Origin of the sequence: Ferrimonas balearica (genome assembly GCF_019802055.1) — a bacterium.
Taxonomy (GTDB): domain Bacteria; phylum Pseudomonadota; class Gammaproteobacteria; order Enterobacterales; family Shewanellaceae; genus Ferrimonas; species Ferrimonas balearica_A.
This window is the reverse complement of the sequence record NZ_JAHVHW010000007.1, coordinates 1,039,477-1,057,793: the sequence shown is the minus strand read 5'-3', so window position 1 is coordinate 1,057,793 and position 18,317 is coordinate 1,039,477. Positions and strand designations below refer to the sequence as shown.

The 18,317-nt window shown below is 58.2% G+C and carries 19 protein-coding genes; 6 read left to right on the top strand and 13 right to left on the bottom strand.

Translation table 11 applies throughout. The features are described 5' to 3' along the window. Positions 1–119: 119 nt before the first annotated feature. Positions 120–1,700, top strand: coding sequence for a sodium/proton antiporter NhaB (gene nhaB / locus KUV52_RS12430; RefSeq protein WP_222526254.1), 1,581 nt, complete (start codon positions 120–122; stop codon positions 1,698–1,700). 60 nt (positions 1,701–1,760) lie between these two features. Beyond that, positions 1,761–2,288: a disulfide bond formation protein DsbB gene (gene dsbB, locus KUV52_RS12425; RefSeq protein ID WP_222526253.1), complete on the top strand. Its 528-nt coding sequence runs from the start codon at positions 1,761–1,763 to the stop codon at positions 2,286–2,288. A 76-nt stretch (positions 2,289–2,364) separates the two neighbouring features. On the opposite strand, the gene KUV52_RS12420 is transcribed toward dsbB, so the two are convergent. From KUV52_RS12420 to KUV52_RS12400, 5 genes are all read right to left on the bottom strand, one after another. Further along, positions 2,365–2,757, bottom strand: a complete 393-nt coding sequence (locus KUV52_RS12420) for a hypothetical protein (RefSeq protein WP_222526252.1) — start codon at positions 2,755–2,757, stop codon at positions 2,365–2,367. A 59-nt stretch (positions 2,758–2,816) separates the two neighbouring features. Next, entirely contained in the window at positions 2,817–3,107 is a 291-nt protein-coding gene (locus tag KUV52_RS12415; protein WP_222526251.1) for a hypothetical protein, read from the bottom strand. A gap of 123 nt (positions 3,108–3,230) precedes the next feature. After that, positions 3,231–3,692, bottom strand: coding sequence for a YcgN family cysteine cluster protein (locus KUV52_RS12410; protein ID WP_222526250.1), 462 nt, complete (start codon positions 3,690–3,692; stop codon positions 3,231–3,233). 63 nt (positions 3,693–3,755) lie between these two features. Further along, positions 3,756–4,730, bottom strand: coding sequence for a lytic transglycosylase domain-containing protein (locus KUV52_RS12405; protein WP_222526249.1), 975 nt, complete (start codon positions 4,728–4,730; stop codon positions 3,756–3,758). A gap of 20 nt (positions 4,731–4,750) precedes the next feature. Continuing rightward, on the bottom strand, positions 4,751–5,029 hold the full coding sequence (locus KUV52_RS12400; RefSeq protein WP_222526841.1) for a YcgL domain-containing protein: 279 nt from the start codon (positions 5,027–5,029) through the stop codon (positions 4,751–4,753). A 129-nt stretch (positions 5,030–5,158) separates the two neighbouring features. Between KUV52_RS12400 and minC the strand changes: the two genes are divergently transcribed. Genes minC through minE form a run of 3 tightly spaced genes read left to right on the top strand, consistent with a single transcriptional unit; the run spans position 5,159 to position 6,877 of the window. Continuing rightward, positions 5,159–5,812: a septum site-determining protein MinC gene (minC, locus tag KUV52_RS12395; protein WP_222526248.1), complete on the top strand. Its 654-nt coding sequence runs from the start codon at positions 5,159–5,161 to the stop codon at positions 5,810–5,812. Positions 5,813–5,820: 8 nt separating this feature from the next. Then, on the top strand, positions 5,821–6,627 hold the full coding sequence (gene minD / locus KUV52_RS12390; RefSeq protein WP_222526247.1) for a septum site-determining protein MinD: 807 nt from the start codon (positions 5,821–5,823) through the stop codon (positions 6,625–6,627). Position 6,628: 1 nt separating this feature from the next. After that, entirely contained in the window at positions 6,629–6,877 is a 249-nt protein-coding gene (gene minE, locus KUV52_RS12385; protein WP_222526246.1) for a cell division topological specificity factor MinE, read from the top strand. A 36-nt stretch (positions 6,878–6,913) separates the two neighbouring features. Here the strand turns inward: minE and fadD (KUV52_RS12380) are convergent, their stop codons facing one another. From fadD (KUV52_RS12380) to tsaB, 7 genes are all read right to left on the bottom strand, one after another. Then, on the bottom strand, positions 6,914–8,581 hold the full coding sequence (gene fadD / locus KUV52_RS12380; RefSeq protein ID WP_222526245.1) for a long-chain-fatty-acid--CoA ligase FadD: 1,668 nt from the start codon (positions 8,579–8,581) through the stop codon (positions 6,914–6,916). A gap of 228 nt (positions 8,582–8,809) precedes the next feature. Continuing rightward, complete coding sequence (rnd, locus tag KUV52_RS12375; RefSeq protein WP_261389976.1) at positions 8,810–9,934, bottom strand: ribonuclease D; 1,125 nt, start codon at positions 9,932–9,934, stop codon at positions 8,810–8,812. Then, positions 9,934–11,607, bottom strand: coding sequence for a long-chain-fatty-acid--CoA ligase FadD (gene fadD, locus KUV52_RS12370; RefSeq protein ID WP_222526244.1), 1,674 nt, complete (start codon positions 11,605–11,607; stop codon positions 9,934–9,936). The genes rnd and fadD (KUV52_RS12370) overlap by 1 nt, the downstream gene beginning before the upstream one ends. A gap of 74 nt (positions 11,608–11,681) precedes the next feature. Beyond that, complete coding sequence (locus KUV52_RS12365; protein ID WP_222526243.1) at positions 11,682–12,557, bottom strand: alpha/beta hydrolase; 876 nt, start codon at positions 12,555–12,557, stop codon at positions 11,682–11,684. An 84-nt stretch (positions 12,558–12,641) separates the two neighbouring features. Further along, positions 12,642–13,457, bottom strand: coding sequence for a class I SAM-dependent methyltransferase (locus KUV52_RS12360; protein WP_222526242.1), 816 nt, complete (start codon positions 13,455–13,457; stop codon positions 12,642–12,644). 71 nt (positions 13,458–13,528) lie between these two features. Beyond that, positions 13,529–13,735, bottom strand: coding sequence for a hypothetical protein (locus KUV52_RS12355; protein WP_222526241.1), 207 nt, complete (start codon positions 13,733–13,735; stop codon positions 13,529–13,531). 76 nt (positions 13,736–13,811) lie between these two features. Continuing rightward, positions 13,812–14,495: a tRNA (adenosine(37)-N6)-threonylcarbamoyltransferase complex dimerization subunit type 1 TsaB gene (gene tsaB, locus KUV52_RS12350; protein ID WP_222526240.1), complete on the bottom strand. Its 684-nt coding sequence runs from the start codon at positions 14,493–14,495 to the stop codon at positions 13,812–13,814. 335 nt (positions 14,496–14,830) lie between these two features. Here tsaB and KUV52_RS12345 point away from each other — a divergent pair, with 335 nt between their 5' ends. Further along, positions 14,831–16,267, top strand: coding sequence for a glutathione synthase (locus tag KUV52_RS12345; protein ID WP_222526239.1), 1,437 nt, complete (start codon positions 14,831–14,833; stop codon positions 16,265–16,267). Between the two features lie 29 nt (positions 16,268–16,296). Here the strand turns inward: KUV52_RS12345 and KUV52_RS12340 are convergent, their stop codons facing one another. Next, positions 16,297–18,213 carry an ATP-dependent DNA helicase gene (locus tag KUV52_RS12340; RefSeq protein ID WP_222526238.1) on the bottom strand — a complete coding sequence of 639 codons (1,917 nt, stop codon included), beginning with the start codon at positions 18,211–18,213 and terminating at the stop codon, positions 16,297–16,299. Positions 18,214–18,317: the final 104 nt, after the last annotated feature.

The window sequence follows — 18,317 nt, the reverse complement described above, 5'->3', positions numbered from 1 at the left end:
CTGTTTGCTGACTAAATGTGCGCAAGCAGTGACTTTGTGACTTCATTCGCATTAAAATCCGCCCTTAAAATCATAACATCGACTCTTCGTGAGTCTTTTATTAAGCCCCTGAGGAAGTCATGGCGGTCTCATTACAACAGGCATTTTTCCAGAATTTTCTGGGCAGCGCCCCGAAATGGTACAAAACGGCCATTCTCGCCTTTTTATTGATTAACCCCGTGGTATTTATGATCGACCCCTTTGTCGCCGGCTGGCTGCTGGTGGTCGAGTTCATCTTTACCCTGGCAATGGCGCTAAAGTGCTACCCACTTCAACCTGGTGGTCTGTTGGCCATTGAGGCGGTCGCCATCGGCATGACCTCGCCCAACCAGGTGCTTCATGAGATCGAAGCCAACCTGGAAGTGATTCTGCTGCTGATCTTCATGGTCGCCGGCATCTACTTTATGAAACAGCTGCTGCTGTTCATCTTTACCAAGCTGATCACCCGCATCCGCTCCAAGGTCGTGGTTTCCATGGCATTCTGTCTGGCCGCCGCTTTCCTGTCGGCCTTCCTGGATGCACTGACCGTTATCGCGGTGGTTATCAGCGTTGCCATCGGCTTCTACTCCATCTACCACAAAGTGGCGTCCGGCAAGAACTTCCAGCAAAGCCACGACCACAGTGACGATGCCAGTATTGAGCTGTCCAAGGATGACCTTGAGGGCTTCCGCGCCTTCCTGCGCAATCTGATGATGCACGCCGGTGTGGGTACCGCTCTGGGTGGTGTGTGCACCATGGTGGGTGAACCGCAGAACCTGATCATCGCGGCTCAGGCCGGTTGGGACTTCGGTGAGTTCTTCCTGCGTATGGCCCCGGTGAGTCTGCCGGTTCTGGTTGCCGGTCTGGCCACCTGTTTCTTCGTCGAGAAGTTCAAAATCTTTGGCTACGGCGAGCCCCTGCCGGAAGCGGTTCGCCAGATCCTGGTGGACTACGCCAATTACGAAGATGAAAACCGCACCAACAAAGAGAAGATGCAACTGATCATTCAGGCACTGGTTGGTCTCTGGCTGATCGTCGGTCTGGCTCTGCACCTGGCGGCGGTTGGTCTGATTGGTTTGTCTGTAATCATTCTCTGCACCGCATTCAACGGCGTTATTGATGAGCACAGCCTGGGCAAGGCGTTTGAAGAGGCCCTGCCCTTTACCGCGCTGCTGGCCGTATTCTTTGCCGTTGTTGGCGTGATCATCGACCAGAAACTGTTCTACCCCGTAATTCACTGGGTACTGCAGTTTGAGGGCAACACCCAATCGGTGATGTTCTACCTGGCCAATGGCGCCCTCTCCATGGTGTCCGACAACGTGTTCGTAGGTACCGTCTACATCAACGAAGTGAAAGCCGCGCTGCTGCAGGGCCAGATCACCCGTGACCAGTTCGATATGCTGGCTGTGGCGATCAACACCGGTACCAACCTGCCTTCCGTAGCCACTCCGAACGGTCAGGCGGCGTTCCTGTTCCTGCTGACCTCGGCCCTGGCTCCGCTTATCCGCCTCTCTTATGGCCGTATGGTGGTTCTGGCTCTGCCTTACACCATCGTCCTGACTCTGGTGGGACTGGCTATGATTCAGTTCGGTGTCTTGTCTGATGCCACCGAGGCGATGTATAACCTGCAGTGGATCACGCATCACTCTGCTGAAGCGGGCGCAGCGGTTTCCGGCCACTGATACCCCCCTTCACTGAAAACGGCGCCTGATGGCGCCGTTTTTGATTTCTAAGGAATGGATATGTTGAAAACCCTCGCCCAACTTCCCCGTCAACGATTCGCTTGGGCGCTGCTCTCCCTCACCGCATTTGGCCTGATGATCGCCGCACTGGCGTTCCAGTACGCGATGGATCTGGGCCCCTGCGTGATGTGCATCTACATCCGTGTCGCGGTTTGCGCCATTGCTCTGGGCGCCCTGGTTGCTGCAGTGGCACCCAATAACGTGCTGTTCCGTCTGGTTGGCTGGGCAGGCTGGCTGGTTGGCGCGGGTTGGGGCGCGAAGATCGCCTGGCAACTGATCGACAAACAGTCCACCCCGCCCGAGGGCTTTGGTCTGTTCGGCGCCAGTTGTGACTTTATCCCGGACTTCCCCAACTGGGCACCGCTGCACCACTGGATGCCGGCCCTGTTTGAGCCTACCGGCGACTGCACCGACAAAGCCTGGGAGTGGCTGGGCATCACCATGGCGCAATGGACGCTGGTGTCTTTTGCGCTCTATCTGGCGGCCGCGGCACTGGTGTTATTGGCGGTGATAACCCAGCGTCGATAAGCGTTGTTGGAATAGAAAACGGCGCCAACAGGCGCCGTTTCTTTTGGCTTCCCGCTCAGGGAATTGCCCGTGGACGTTAACGCGCGTGCTGATACATCAGATCACCATAGCCCCAAATCACCGTGCCGATAATGGCAACTATTGCGGTCACGTACTTCAGCGCCTGAATGTACTTGAGGTAGGTGGATGACACCCGGTAGTGAGGCCGGCGCCCAGTGCGCTCACCACTGGCCGGCGTTGCAGAAAGCGTGATTTTAAACAGCAGGTATTCCAGCACTGCGGCGCACAGCACCACCAGCGACCCGCTTCTTTGAAACCATTCACCAATGTCGCTGTCCAGAGATCCCACACCATGCCACGCGAACACTGGCAGAAGCACAGCGATAAAGAAGAGCAACGGTATCAGCAGAATATCGTGTTTTAACGTTCTCTTCATCGTGTTCACCTGCGCAAGGGATTGGCGGCGCATCGTAATCCATTAAGCCAGTACACGGTCTGAATCAGGCCAGCTATCACCTCATCTCCCGGTTAAAGCTGATGTCCATGCTCCTCGCGCAGGTACTCCTCGACCCGCACTGCCCCATCCCCTTCCAGTCGGATATTGGCGTTCAGCCCCAACAGCGCGCCACTAATCACCTCCATGGTGGTCTGGCCGATGTTGCCGGGCAAACGGATGATAAAGGAGCGATCACCCTCCAGGTAACGGCGAAACAGATGTCCACCCACCACTTGTGCCATTCCACCATTCTGGCTGGCCGCACTGACGGTCAGAATGCAGTTTCCCGCCTCATCATGTTCATAGGTTTTGGTTCGAACCATGGCATTGCCCTCCCTGGAATACTCCATGACGGTGTCACATATCACCCTACGGAGGCAATACCTAGATACACTCTGCTCAACGGCAGACAGTCACAAAAAAGGCGCCTCTCTGGGCGCCTCTTTTCAATCAATCTCGTTGGCTGGCCAATGCACAATGCAGCCCAGCAGGATGTGGCTTTCGGTGCCCACATCGCGCTCATCCAGCACCTTATTGCGGATCGACATCCCCGCAGCATGCATAGCGGACGCACTGCCGGTCAGCAATGGGTGCCAGCTCGGCAGTCCACGGCCCTCATTCAGGCGCTTATAGGCACAGCTGGGCGGCAGCCAATCCAGTTCACCGACGTTTTCCGGGGTGATCTTGTAGCAGTCCGGCACGTAGTCGAAGCGGGTCTCGTACTTGTTGCAGCGGCAGCTTTTGTGATTCAACAGCTGGCAGGCCACATTGGTGAAGTACACGTCATCGGTGTCGTCATCAATCAGCTTGTTCAGGCAGCACTTACCGCAACCGTCACAGAGGGATTCCCACTCCTGATCGGTCATTTCAGTCAACGGTTTCTGCCAAAACGGCGTTTGCTCAGACATGGCCACTCCCCTAAAACAACGGCGCCCCCGGGACTCCGGGGGCGCGCATGATAGCAAAAACGCTCACTCGATGGGAGGGAACTTAATGCGATCCGAGAGGTAACCCACGGCCACCGCAAAGTAGTGGCTGCGGTTCCAACGCATCAGGGCGTCATAGTTGGCGTAAGCGAGGTAAACGCGACCGTGTGCGTCATCCGGGAATACCAGTGACGCTTCGATCCCACGGGCCGGAAGATCGGTCCCATCAAAACGACGGACGCCCAGAGCCTGCCACTCCTCCAGAGTCTTCTTCACCTTAAGACCCTGGTTCTCCTCGGCCACCGGCGCCGTCAGTTTCACCTGACGAGCCCAGGTCTGGTCATACTCCCAGCCAACATTCTTCAGGTAGTTTGCCGCAGAGGCAAATACGTCTGGCAGAGAGCCCCAGATGTCTTTGCGACCGTCGCCATCATAATCCTGGGCGTAACTGAGAAACGAGGTGGGCATAAACTGAGTCTGGCCCATGGCGCCAGCCCAGGAGCCACGCATGGCGTCTGCACTGATGTGGCCCTCATCCAGGATGGTCATGGCCGCAAAGAACTGCTCTTTGAAAAACGCCTCGCGCCGGCCTTCATAGGCCAGAGAGGCCGTGGTGCTTAATACCGGGTAGTTACCGGTGTAGCCACCGAAGTTGGTCTCAATGCCCCACAGCGCCACGATAAAACGGGGCTGGACGCCATAGGCTTTACCAATCTCTTCAAGCAGTTCCTTGTGCTCTTTATAGAGTTTGCGCGCCTGATCCACCTTCCACTGCGGCACCGCCTGAGGCAGATAGGTATCCAGGGTCTTTTTGAATTCCGGCTGGTTGCGGTCCGCTGAGATCGCCCGCTTAAACAGCTTAAGGTCGGAAAATGCCTCATCGATGGTGGCCTGTTGATAGCCTTTATCCGCCGCTTCCTGCTTCAGTTGGCTGACGTAATCCCGAAATCCATCAGCATCCACCGCCATAGTGCTGGCGCTGAAACCGATCAGTGCTGCGACAATTGCCCGTTTCCACATAGACAGGGACCTCCTTGTTATCAGTCTTGTAACCCCAGGGTACGACGATGTGCTTTGAGCAGATCTTCCGTCGGAGGAGGCAGTTGCAGGTAATAGCCCTTGTCGCTCAGTTCCTGGGTGACTTTTGACAGGTCGGCGTTGGCCAACTGTTTGATCTTTACCATGGGCAGGATCATCACGAACTGCGGAGTGCCAAACACCTCCATCAACGGCTGAGGCACTTTGGAGAAGTCGTCCCGCTTGGGCAGGTACAAATAGGTATCGGCCTTTCGACTGCTCTTGTAAATGGCACAAATCATCATCTTTTTAGGCAATTCATTCTGTTGCTTATTGCGTAAATCGCAGCGCTCACTATACCATGCGCCTCCAAGAAAAGAATCCGTTACTGGCTAGCGATTCGCCAGTCCGCCCAGCTGTTTGAGGCGTGCATGCATTCCCCCGTCATCGAATTCAAAGGTGGCAGTTTTACCCTGTCCACACTCCGTCTTTGTGGCCGTACGCTGGCCCAGTTGGACGCTGCCCTGACGCAACATATTGAACGCGCTCCCGCCCTGTTTACCCGAATGCCGGTCATCCTCGACATCGAGGGTCTGGACCCGACATTGGCACTGGCGGAGGTGGTCGCCCTGGTGCGGCGCCACCAGCTGCTGCCCATGGCGGTCAGCCGCGCTCAGCCCACTCACAAATCCGAACTGGTCGAACTGGACCTGCCCAACCTTGAGCACAAGGCACAGAAGGCCCACCACCGCCTGCCCCCGCTCATCATCGACAAACCGGTGCGCTCCGGTCAGCAGATCTACGCCAAGGAGCGAGACCTGATTGTACTGAGTGCCGTCAGTGCCGGTGCTGAACTGATGGCAGACGGCGATATCCAGGTCTATGGCCCGATGCGGGGGCGCGCCTTTGCGGGCGCCACCGGGGACAGCAGCGCCTATCTGATCAGCCACAACTTCCAACCAGAGCTTGTTGCTCTGGCCGGTCATTATCAAACCGTAGAGCCCAGTCACCCCCACTGGGGCGAAGCGGTTCTTGTTCAGTTACAGGGCACGGCACTCACCTGCCACGCCCTGTCACGCCCCTAGGAGAACTCATGTCCCGAGTCATCGTCGTCACTTCCGGCAAGGGGGGAGTGGGCAAAACCACCTCCTCCGCCGCCATCGGCATGGGCCTTGCCCTGGCCGGCCACCGCACCGTCGTCCTCGATTTCGATATTGGCCTGCGCAATCTCGATCTGGTGATGGGCTGTGAACGCCGCGTCGTGTATGACTTCGTCAATGTGATCAACGGCGAAGCCACCCTGAATCAGGCGCTGATCAAAGATAAGCGCTGTGCCAACCTCTACGTTCTGCCCGCCTCTCAGACCCGGGATAAAGACGCGCTGACCCGGGAGGGTGTTGAGGCGATTCTGGCGCAGTTGAGAGAGCGCTTTGACTTTATCCTGTGTGACAGCCCGGCAGGCATTGAGCATGGCGCCATGATGGCGCTCTATTTTGCCGACGAAGCGATCGTCACCACCAACCCGGAAATCTCCTCTGTCCGCGATTCCGACCGGATTCTGGGCATGCTGCAAAGCCGCTCTCTGCGTGCCGAACAGGCCCTTGAGCCCGTAAAGGAGCACCTCCTGGTGAGCCGCTATAACCCAAATCGCGTTACCAGTGGCGAGATGCTGAGCCTGGCCGACGTTGAGGAGATCCTCGCGATCCCCCTGCTGGGCGTGATTCCCGAGTGTCCTTCGGTGCTGAAGGCGTCCAACTTCGGTAACCCGGTGATTCTGGACCAGGAATCGGACGCCGGTCAGGCCTACCAGGACACCGTCGCCCGACTGCTTGGCGAAACCCGGCCGCTGCGCTTCACCGAGCAGAAGAAGGGCTGGCTTAAGAAGCTGTTTGGGGGCTGAGATGGGATTTCTGGAGTATTTCCGTAAAGGCGAAGACAACGAGAGCGCCGGCATGGCCAAAGATCGCCTTAAGGTGATCGTCGCCCACCAGCGCCTCCATCGCAACGGCCCCGACTACCTGCCTGAGCTGCAACGGGAGTTGATGGCGGTACTGGGCCGGTACGTGCCCACCGAGGACATCGTGATCGCCCTCGACCATGATGAGGATCTGGCGGTATTGGAACTGAATGTTCCCCTGCCGCCCAAATAGACAAAAGGCCCGCTAACGCGGGCCTTTCTGTTTGCTTTAGGCCGCCTGCTCCTCCCGGAGCGCACGACGCAGGATCTTGCCGACATTGGTTTTCGGCAGTTCATCCCGGAACTCAATCAGCTTGGGCACCTTATAGCCGGTCAGGTGCTTGCGGCAGTGCGCCATCAGCGCCTCTTCGCTTAAGCGTGGATCTTTGCGCACCACGAAGATCTTCACCACTTCACCGGATACCTCGTTGGGCACCCCTACCGCCGCCACCTCTTCCACCTTATCGTGCATCGCCACCACGTCTTCAATCTCGTTGGGGAACACGTTAAAGCCGGAAACCAGAATCATGTCCTTTTTCCGGTCCACGATGGTGAAGTAGCCCCGCTCATCGCACACCGCGATATCCCCGGTTGCCAGCCAGTCATCCTTAAGCACTTCGGCACTGGCTTCCGGACGCTGCCAGTAGCCCTTCATCACCTGCGGACCTTTTACCTGCAGCTCGCCACGCTCTCCCAGAGGAACCTCAAAGCCCTCCTCGTCCACCAGGCGGATCTCGGTGGAGGGCAGCGGCAAACCGATGGTGCCGTCATACCCCGTCGCGGTGTAGGGCGCCACACTGGCCACCGGTGAGCACTCAGTCAGACCATAGCCCTCCAGCAAACGGGTGCCGGTTACCGCCTGCCAACGCTCTGCCACAGCACGCTGAACCGCCATGCCACCGCCCAGACTCACCTTCAGACCGGAGAAGTCGATCTCATCAAATCCTTCCGTGTTGAGCAGCCCGTTAAACAGGGTATTCACCCCGGTAATCGCGGTGAAGGGCTGGCTCTTCAGGGTCTTAACGAACAGAGGCATATCCCGCGGGTTGGTGATCAGCAGGTTGGTGCCACCGAGTTTCATAAACAGCAGGCAGTTCGCGGTCAGCGCAAAGATGTGGTACAGCGGCAATGCCGTCACCACGGTTTCTTCGCCCTCATTCAGCAGGGGGCCAATAAAGCCACACAGTTGCTCAAGATTGGCCACCAGATTGCGGTGGGTCAGCATGGCGCCTTTGGCCACGCCCGTGGTACCGCCGGTGTACTGAAGAAACGCCAGGTCTTCAGACTTCACATTCGGGCGGACGTATTGGAGATGACGCCCCTTGGCCAGCGCACTGCGCATGGAACGGGCGTGAGGCAGATGGTACTTGGGCACCATCTTCTTGATGTGCTTCACCACAAAGTTAACCAGGGTGCGCTTCGGCAGGGAGAGCTGGTCGCCCAGGCTGGTCAGGATAACGTGTTTTACCGGCGTTTCGTCGACGATCTGCTCCAGGGTGTGGGCAAAGTTGGAGACGATAACGATCGCTTCCGCACCGGAGTCATTGAGCTGATGTTTCAGTTCACGAGCCGTATAGAGAGGATTGACGTTCACCACCACCATGCCAGCGCGCAGTACGCCAAACAGCGCCACAGGATACTGCAGCAGGTTCGGCATCATCAGCGCTACGCGGTCGCCCTGCTTCAGGCCCAGGTCCTGCTGCAGATAAGCGGCAAAGGCACGGCTGAGTTCATCCAGACGACGGTAAGTGAGAGACTGGCCCATATTGACGAAGGCAGCACGGTCGCCAAACTTGGCAACGCTCTCCTCCAGCAACGACACCAAGGAGGTAAACTGCTCCGGATTGATCTCCTCCGGCACATCCTTGGGGTAGCTGCCCAGCCATAACTTCTCCATCAAAAGCCTCCTTGCTCCGTGACGTGGTCGTCACTTTTTATTGGTATCGTTAAAACAATCGTTTAATTAAATTGCACCACAATATGTCACGTTTAATCTCACGTTTCCAGCCCCGGCACGGTAAGGATATTCATTCGGTGCAGCGCTGCACCATTATCGGGCAACAACGGCTTAGGCACGTCCAGCCATAAAAAAGCCCGGCATAAGCCGGGCTTTTATTCAAACGGTTCAGGGCAGTAATGACAGCTGCTCCAGCGTGTCGCGGGCTAACTCACCGCGCCAGCCTTGCAACAGGTCCGGCTCAGGGCCGAAGCGCTCACGCCAGACCCACTCCACGTACTGCTGCACCAACTTCTTGGAACCCAGCAGCTCCAGGGCCACCTGCTCCTTTTCCGCCACAGACTGCACAGCCTTGCGGGCCGTTGCCAGGGCATCACGGAAGTTGGGGTCCAATCCCATCGGGTCGATCGGCTCTGGCGGATTGTCGATGTCCGCAGACGCGATCAATCGCAGCAGAGTTTTGCCGTAACGCTGGATCTCCCGCTCGTGCAGGCAATCCATCTTGGTCAGGTAGGCCATTGAGCGCGGAGCACGACGGGCCAGGTTAAGCAGCGCCGTATCCTTAACCACGAAGTTAAGGGCGAGATCCTTCTGTTCTGCCATCTGCAGACGCCACGCGGCCAGGGATCTCAAAACCGCCAGCTGCACCGGCTTAAGCTGCCAGGCGTTCTTCACCTTAAGATAGGCTTTATTGGGATCATCCGGCTTGAGGCGGCCACGACAAGCGCGCTGACCCTCCTGCCACAACCAATCCAAACGTCCCATCTCTTCGATGGCCGGATGCATCAGGCGATAGACCTGTAGCAGGTAGAACACATCGGCCGCGGCGTAGGTCAACTGGCTGTCACTCAGGGGACGCTTGAGCCAGTCGGTGCGGGCTTCGCCCTTATCCAGCTCCAGACCGAGGTAGTGATGAATCAGCTTGCCATATCCCATGGCGCCACCCAGGTTGAGCAGGACACCTGCCACCTGAGTATCAAACAGGGGTTGAGGGATCACCCCGCCACGATGGGCAAAGATCTCCAGGTCTTCACTGGCTGAATGCAGTACTTTGACCACGTTGGGATCCGCAATCAGCTGCCACAGAGGGCCAAGATCGCGGATCTCAAGAGGGTCAATCAGCGCCAGGGTTTCGCCGTCATACAGCTGGATCAAACCCAGCTGGGCATGCAGGGTACGGGTACGAACAAACTCGGTGTCCAACGCCACCGCATCTTTCTGACGACACTGGCGGCACAAGGCCGCCAGGTCATCGTCATTGTCGATCCACTGCCACTGGGGCATGGGTTGCATCAACTGGACTCCTTTACCTCGTCGCGCAGTTCGCGACGCAAAATCTTGCCCACGTTGGTTTTGGGCAGCTCGTCCCTAAATTCCACCAACTTGGGCACCTTATAACCAGTCAGGTGTTTACGGCAGTGGGCGATCAGGTCCTGCTCCTTGAGGCCGGCCTCCTTCGCTACCACGAAGATCTTCACGAGCTCACCGGAGACCTCGTGGGGGACACCCACTGCGGCCACTTCCAACACCTTGGGATGAAGGGCAACCACGTCTTCCACCTCGTTGGGGAATACGTTGAAGCCGGAGACCAGAATCATATCTTTCTTACGGTCCACAATGAAGAAGTTGCCCTCTTCATCCATGCGTCCGATGTCTCCAGTGAGCAACCATTCGCCATCCATCACCTTGGCGGTCTCTTCCGGACGCTGCCAGTAGCCCTTCATGACCTGAGGGCCGAATACCTGCAGTTCGCCAACCTCACCCTGGGGCAGTACGTTGCCCTCTTCATCCACAACGCGCATCTCGGTGGAGGGCAGAGGCAGACCGATGGCGCCACTGTACTCAGTCTGATCGTAGCGGCCAGCCGCCACAACCGGAGAGCACTCGGTCAAACCATAGCCTTCGATCAGCGGTACGCCAGTGGCCGCTTTCCATTTTTCTGCCACTGCACGCTGCACCGCCATGCCGCCACCGATGGTCAGCTTGAACTGGCTGAAATCGATGTTGGCAAACTCTGGGTGGTTCAGCATCGCATTGAACAGGGTGTTCACGCCGGTCAGCGCCGTGAAGGGGTACTTCTTCAGGTCGCCGATAAAGGCATCCAGATCACGAGGGTTGGTGATCAGCAGGTTTTGACCACCCTTCTTAATGAACAGCAGCAGGTTCACGGTATTCGCAAACACGTGGTAGAGCGGCAGTGGCGTCACCACCATCTCTTTGCCGTTCTCCAGCAACGGGCCGTAGTAAGCATCGCACTGCAGCATGTTGGACACCACGGAGCGGTGAGTCAGCATCGCCCCTTTGGCCACGCCGGTGGTACCACCGGTGTATTGCAGGAATGCAATGTCGTCTGCCACCACTTTCGGTTTGACGTACTGCAGGAAGCGGCCTTTGGCCAATGCGCGGCGCATGGAAACCGCACCGGGCAGATGGTAAGCCGGTACCATCTTCTTCACGTATTTGACGACAAAGTTCACCAGGGTGCGCTTGGGCGCGGAGAGTTGATCCCCAATCTTGGTCAGGATCACGTGCTCTACCGGAGTCTCATGCACCACTTTCTGCAGGCTGGAGCCAAAGTTGGTGACCGCGATGATCGCCTTGGCGCCGGAATCCACCAGCTGATGCTTCAGTTCCCGCGGCGTGTAGAGCGGGTTCACGTTGACCGCCACCATACCGGCACGCAGTACCCCCAACAGGGCAATCGGGTATTGCAGCAGATTGGGCATCATGATGGCGACGCGATCACCCGCCGTCAGTTTCAGCTCGTTCTGCAGGTAGGCAGCAAAAGCCCGGCTCTGCTCTTCCAGACGGCGATAGGTGAGCACGGCACCCATATTGATAAAGGCCACCTGATCCGGATAGGTGCTGCAGCTCTCTTCAAACAGATCCAGCAAGCTGCCGTATTGATCCGGGTTAATCTCTGCCGGTACGCCGGCGGGGTAGCTGTTCAGCCAGGGTTTGTCCACGCTGTTCTCCTTTGTGGAACAGTACTGCTTTGGGGTACTGGGGGCACATTGCCCCTAAAAAAGCCAAATTCAGGTCAGGAACCGTTAGGTATCCGTGACATATAGTTGAGCAGAGTCTGGACCATCTGTGGCACCGACTCCATGTGGCAATGATGCCCGCCTGGGATCCGCTCAATGCGAACATCGAAAAACCAATCCTGACGCTCCTCCAGGGCGGATTTCAGCTGGGGGTAGCCGTGCTCCCCCAACACCACCAGAGAAGAGTGTCGATATCCGGCCAGGTAATCCTGGGCCTGGGATGCTGTCATCATCCACGCCGACCGCTCCCGCAGGCGCGGATCGGAGCGCCAATACCAGCGCCGACCACGAAACTCCAGGTTTCGGGACAGCAGCATCCGGGCAAAGCGCTCGTCAAAGCTGCCACTGCGCGCTCTTGCCGCCACCAGGGGCGCCAGCTTGTCGTAACCCTGGATCGGCCCCTGCGGCTTCTGGCGACTGAGAAAGCCAAAGCGCAAACGCTCGGCGGCTTTGCCGGTCTCGCACACCAGCGGCCCAACCGCTTCGATGGCCACCAGCGCAGGCACTTCATCCGGATAGAGTCCGGCATACAGCTGCGCCAGTATCCCGCCCATCGAGTGCCCCAGCAGACAGCAGGGGGGCGATGGCAGCATCGCCATCACACGGTGCAGGTCGTACAGGTACTCCAGGAACGGGTAGTGGTTACCCGGAGGACGATGCTCCGACAAACCATGCCCGGCCCAATCCAATGCCAGTACCTGGTAACCCTGCTCCACCAGTGCCGGAGCCAGGGGCGCAAAGCTTTCACTGTTATCGAGCCAGCCGTGCAGCGCCAGAATCAAGGGCGCATCAGGCTCGCCCCAGCGCTGTGCTGCCAGGGTCAAATCATCCAGTTTCAGGGTTATCGCCTCGGCGGCGGGCAAGGTTGCCATAGGTCTCCTGCGCTGTCCTGATCCAGTTCACAAAACCGTGTCACTTCGGCTCTGGTTGGATCAGTTGCACTTATGTTAAAGCGATTAAATTTCAGGCTTATAAAACTTCAGCGTCATACGGTCCGACTCGCCAATGGCCAGGTATTTCGCCCGATCCTGCTCACCAAGGCGCAGTGAGGGAGGCAGGGTCCACACCCCTTTCGGGTGGTCTTTGCTGTCTTTGGCGTTGGCGTTGATTTCACTCTTAGCCGCCAGGCGGAACCCCACTTTCTCCGCCAGTGCGATCACTTCCGCCTCATCCATATAGCCACTCGCGATATCCTGTCCGGGCTTGCCGCGATGCTCCACCACACCAAACACTCCGCCCGGTGTCAGCACCTCCCAGGCACTGCGAAACACGGTTTCCAACTGGCCATCTTTGGCCCAGTTATGGAGATTGCGGAAGGTCAGAACCATATCGGCGGTGGCTTCAATGCCGAGGCTGGACTGGCGCGGTGGGTCAAAGGCGATCACCTCGACCTGACCGTACAGGTCGGGATCCGCCGCCAGCTTCTCCTGATAGGACTTGCCGATGCGGGCCCGATAAGCGGGCGCATTCGCCTCTGCCGGAGGATTCAGGTCAAAGGATGCGGCAACAAAATTCCCCTGCCCCTTCAGGTAGGGAGCCAGGATTTCGGAATACCAGCCGCCGCCGGGCCAGAGCTCGATCACTCGCATATGGGGATGCAGGCCGAAAAACTCGAGGGTTTCCACGGGATGGCGATAGAGATTGCGCGCCACATTGGCTTCGCTGCGGTGACTCCCCTCGGCCAGATCGGTCAGGGTCGGGGCCGACTCAGCCGCAACAGGGATAGAGAGGGTCGCAGCCAGAAAGGCCATAGGGATAAGTGTCTTGGTCATGATCATTTCCTTTCCTTAGAAAAAATCAGCAGTGACCTTAACAGGTTAGCCAAACGGGCTCCAGACAGGCGTCATACATAGAGGTCAACCCCGACCATCGCCTGAAGTTGCTGACGCAGATCGCCCTGGGCAATATCACGATAAAGAGACAACGCGGGGTGGTCAGCGCCATCGGGTTGCAGTTGCGCCCGGCCCGCCTGCCAATCCGCCCAGCCGGCCTGGTCTGCAGGCTGCACCAGAACCGGACCAGGGGTGGTTTCCGCAGCCGTGGGCGCCACCGGCCTGGCCGGTGGAGTAACCCTGTGCTGTGGGCCCGGAAGCCCAATCCCGACCGGACGCATACCCTACCCTCGTTTATTCGCGACCCGGCAGTTTCTTCCAGGCCACGTTGTTACGCAGGTACACCGGCTCAACCTCATCCACCGGCATTGCCTGACCCTGTTCAAACGCGCTAACCGCGAGAGGAATCATCAGTTTAGCAGTGGGCAGGCGCAGATGTTCAGCGACAGTGATTCGGTCATCGGCGGCCAGTTCCGGGTAGGCTTCAAAACCGGTGCCGACCGCAATCACCTGGTCACCCAGTTGCCATTGGGCCAACAACTGCTCCGGTGCAACCACCTGCTCCTCTCCCACCAGCACAGCCAGTCCATTTTCAGCGCGGAAGTGGCCGAAGTAGACCTCTCCCATACGGGCATCAATGGCGGCTACGACTTCACTGGCACCCTCGGCAATGGCGGCCTGAGCCATGGCAGCCAAGTTGGAGATGGGGAGTACCGGCAGATCCGCGCCCAGCGCCAGACCCTGCATCATGGCGGTGCCAATCCGGATGCCGGTAAAACTGCCCGGACCACGGCCAAAGGCGATGGCATCCAGTTGATTCAGTGTCATGCCTGCGTCCGCCATCAGGGTATCCACCATCGGCAGCAGACGCTGGCTGTGCTCGCGAGGGGACTCCTGCTCCTGATCGCTGATCTGGCCATCCAGATACAGAGCGGCGGAGCAGTTTTCAGTGGCGGTATCGATAATCAGGATCTTCATCAAGGCTCTCTTGTTACATCTCAGACCTGAGCAGGCCTGTACCGTTGCAGTGCGCCGCAACGGATTTGGTTCAGTGGCAGCCGCCCAGGCATCGGCGTCGTATCCCGTCCGATAACCGGTTTTTTGAGGCGGTCTAATGCGATGGCGGGATGATAGCACAGCAGAAAGCGGGGTCTGTAACCTCCTTGTGCTGTAACGCTGACAACCGGCCGCTTCATTTCGAAGGGTTTGGAAATATGTATTGTCAGAATCGGTCTGGGACACTATATTTCGACAATAATAGAATTATGGCACCACCGGTCTGCGACGTGGGTGCCCGACTTAGGAGCAACGAGATGGCCTACCGAAATGTCGATAAAGCCAAAAACGAAGCGGTCGAGTGGGCACTGGCCCACGGTATGGCCATGAAAGTGACATCAGACTCCGCGCGCCATCCGGCCTTCAGCCTGAGCCCTACTCCTATCCAGGGGGACCGCTATGAGCAACTTTCTTCAACGGTTCACCTGCTTGGCCGATTGATCCACGCCGTCTCCGAAGATCATGATTTTCTGCATCAGGCAATCGCGCCCATTACCGAGGGCGATGCGTTTTTCAGTGCGCTATTGGCGATGCATCAGGCACTGCACAATGGGCTGAAACCCGCCCTTCGTCGACCTCTGCTTATTATGCGCAGTGACTTTATGGATGACGTCGAACTGGGTCCGAAACTGGTGGAGTTCAATGGCATTGCTGCTGGAATGGGGCCTTTTGGCCAGCGCATTCATGAACTCCACCGTCACCTGAAAACCCAGTGGCCAGTCCCCTTTGAGCAATGGAGTGGGAGCGAACCGGGCGCATTGATTGAAAACCGGGCTTTGGAACGTCTTGCTGACGGCATCGCCGCTGCCACCACCAGCATCAAGCAGGAATTTAACGATGAGGGGTTGGCAACCTTCCTGATGGTGGTGCAGGAGCATGAGGACAATGTTTACGACCAGCACCTGCTGGAGTATGCGTTGCAACAGCGTGGCCTGCGCACCGTACGACGTACTTTCAGAGAACTCTATGACGGGCTGACCACCGGCCCGGGGGATCGACTGCTGCTTGAGGGGATCGGTCCGGTGGACAGCGTCTATCTGCGCTCCGGTTACCAGTACTGTGACTATGCCGCTAAGGATCTGATTGGTCAGGCCTGCTGCGAAGCGCTGATGCAGACCCGCATCCGCATTGAGCAACACCGCGTTGCGGTAAACGCCACTGTGAGTCAGCAGTTGGCAACCAGCAAGCGGGTACAGATGCTGCTCTCCGGTTTCGACGCGCAAGCGCTGACCCGATTTGATCTGTCACTCAGCGAAGCGGAGAGCGTCAAACATCTGCTTGGTGAGATGGCTCCGGTTACAGCGCTCAGCCTTGAGCGTGTTGAAACCAGCCCACCAGGCCACTGGGTATTGAAGAACCAGGGGGAAGGCGGTGGACACTGCGTGTTTGATGAGGCAATTCCAGCCAAGCTGAAACAGCTGCGGCCAGAGGACTATCCCGCCTGGACCCTGATGCGACGGCTGCATCCGTCGGCTCGGGAGAAAAGTGCCTATGTCGTCCGTAAGGGCGAAATCCACCGAATTGACGATCTGATCAGTGAAATCGGGATGTTCACGATCCACTTCAACGGGGAATCCGCCCTCGACAATGAGGGCTATGCCGGTTACCTCATTCGCAGCAAATCAGCTCAGGTCACAGAGGGTGGCGTGCACAGCGGGATGGGGGCACTGGATTCTCTGATGCTGACGCCCTGACCCCTGCCAGCACAGCTTTGGGCGCCCGATTACAGCTGCTTCAGCATCGCAAGCGCGCGCTCAAGATCACGGGTGCGCGCCATCGGTGGCAGACTGTCCAGAAAGATGGCGCCATAAGGGCGGCTGACCAGCCTGGGATCGGCGATGACCAGTACGCCCCGGTCCGTTTCCCCACGGATCAGACGTCCCACCCCCTGCTTCAGCGAAATCACCGCACCGGGCACCAGCACCTCGGTAAAGGGATCGCCATTGCGCATCCTGACCGCGTCGGAGCGCGCCTTGACCAGGGGATCATCCGGTGAGGCAAACGGCAGCTTATCGATCATCACGCAACTGAGTGCCTTGCCCCGTACATCCACCCCTTCCCAAAAACTGGCGGTGCCCAGCAACACGGCGTTGCCCAACTGGGTAAAGCGGCTCAGAAGCGTGCGTTTGGAGCCCATCCCCTGCACCAGCAAAGGCAGGTCCAGACGGCGAGCCAGACGCTCACCCACCTGGTGCATCATCTGGTAACTGGTGAACAGCAGGAAGGTGCGACCATGGGCGGCCTGGCACAGTTTGATGGCGATCTCCGCCAACTTGTCTGCCACCTCCACCCTGCCCGGCTCCGGCAGGTATCGCGGTACGCAGAGCAACGCCTGTTCCGGGTAGTTAAAGGGGCTGTCCAGAATGAGTTCCTGAGGCGTTTCCAGCCCCAGGGCCTCAATAAAATGGTCAAAGCGATCCGCCACCGTCAACGTGGCCGAGGTAAACAGCCATCCCGCCTTGAACTGGCGGTAATAGCCCTGGCACTCACTGGCAACGGAAAGCGGGCTGGACCGCAACACAAAGTGGCCACGATGGCACTCTACCGTCAGCGAAGCCTGTGCCGGAGTCAGAAACGCGGCCAGCCTCGCCTCCAGCAGACTGGCGCGCTCAAAGGCGTGATCCGCAGCCTCATCACGACTCAACTGGCTTTCCAGGATCCGACGGGCAAAGGCGAGCGCTTCCGACAGACGCGCCATCGCCTCAGCAACGGCACCCTGCTCCCGCAGTTGGCGCCAGTCATGAGTGCTGGCGGAAACCAGAAGATCGTAAAGATCAGCAACCACCGCCTGCAATCGGGACGCGGCAGACTGCAGCGGCCGGCAATCCCTGAGTGGCCCCGCATAAGCGCGTAACATCTCCCGGGCAATATCCTGCAGCTGACGACTGCTGACGGAGGTGGCGAAATGGTTGAGGGCGATGTCGGGCAGCTGGTGAGCCTCATCGAAGATAAAGAGCTCACAACTTGGCAGGATCTCGGCAAATCCGGTCTCTTTAAGCGCCATATCGGCGAAGAAGAGATGGTGATTGACCACCACCAGGTCCGCTTCCATTGCCTTATCTCGTGCCTTTTTAAGCGCACAGCGTTCAAACTCAGGGCATTTCCGGCCCAGGCAGTTGTCATTGGTGGAGCCCGCCATCACCAGCGCCAGAGAGTCCTCAGGAACGGAGGTCAATTCAGCGAAATCGCCGCTGACGGTGCCGTTGGCCCAGTGGCGGATCCGCATCAGTTCATCGACCAGGGTCGGATCTTCCGGCAGATCCGCCAGCCGCCGGTTCAGGTGGTAATGACACAGGTAGTTGCTGCGGCCTTTCAGGAGTGCGACTTTGGGTGGCCGCTCCAGCAGTTTGAGCAGCGCGGGCAGATCCTTGAGAAAGAGCTGATCCTGGAGGTTTTTACTGCCGGTACTGACCAGAGTGCGCTTACCGCTGAGCAGTGCCGGAACCAGATAGGCAAAGGTTTTGCCGATCCCCGTTCCCGCTTCCGCCACCAGCATGGTGTGGTTCTGCAGAGTATCGGTCAGTGCCTGAGCCAGAGTTTGCTGGACGGCTCGTGGACGAAAGCCGGGGACTCCCTTGCCCAGCAGTCCCCCCTCACCCAGTGCAAGGGCCACCTCTTTGTGCAAACGGCTTGCAGCCACAACGACTCCCGGCAGTGTTCAGGTTGGATGCGGCAGATTGGCAGCCGCCATAACAGGCGCCACCATACGTCATAAGTCATAACGGCAAAAAGCAAAATTCGGTC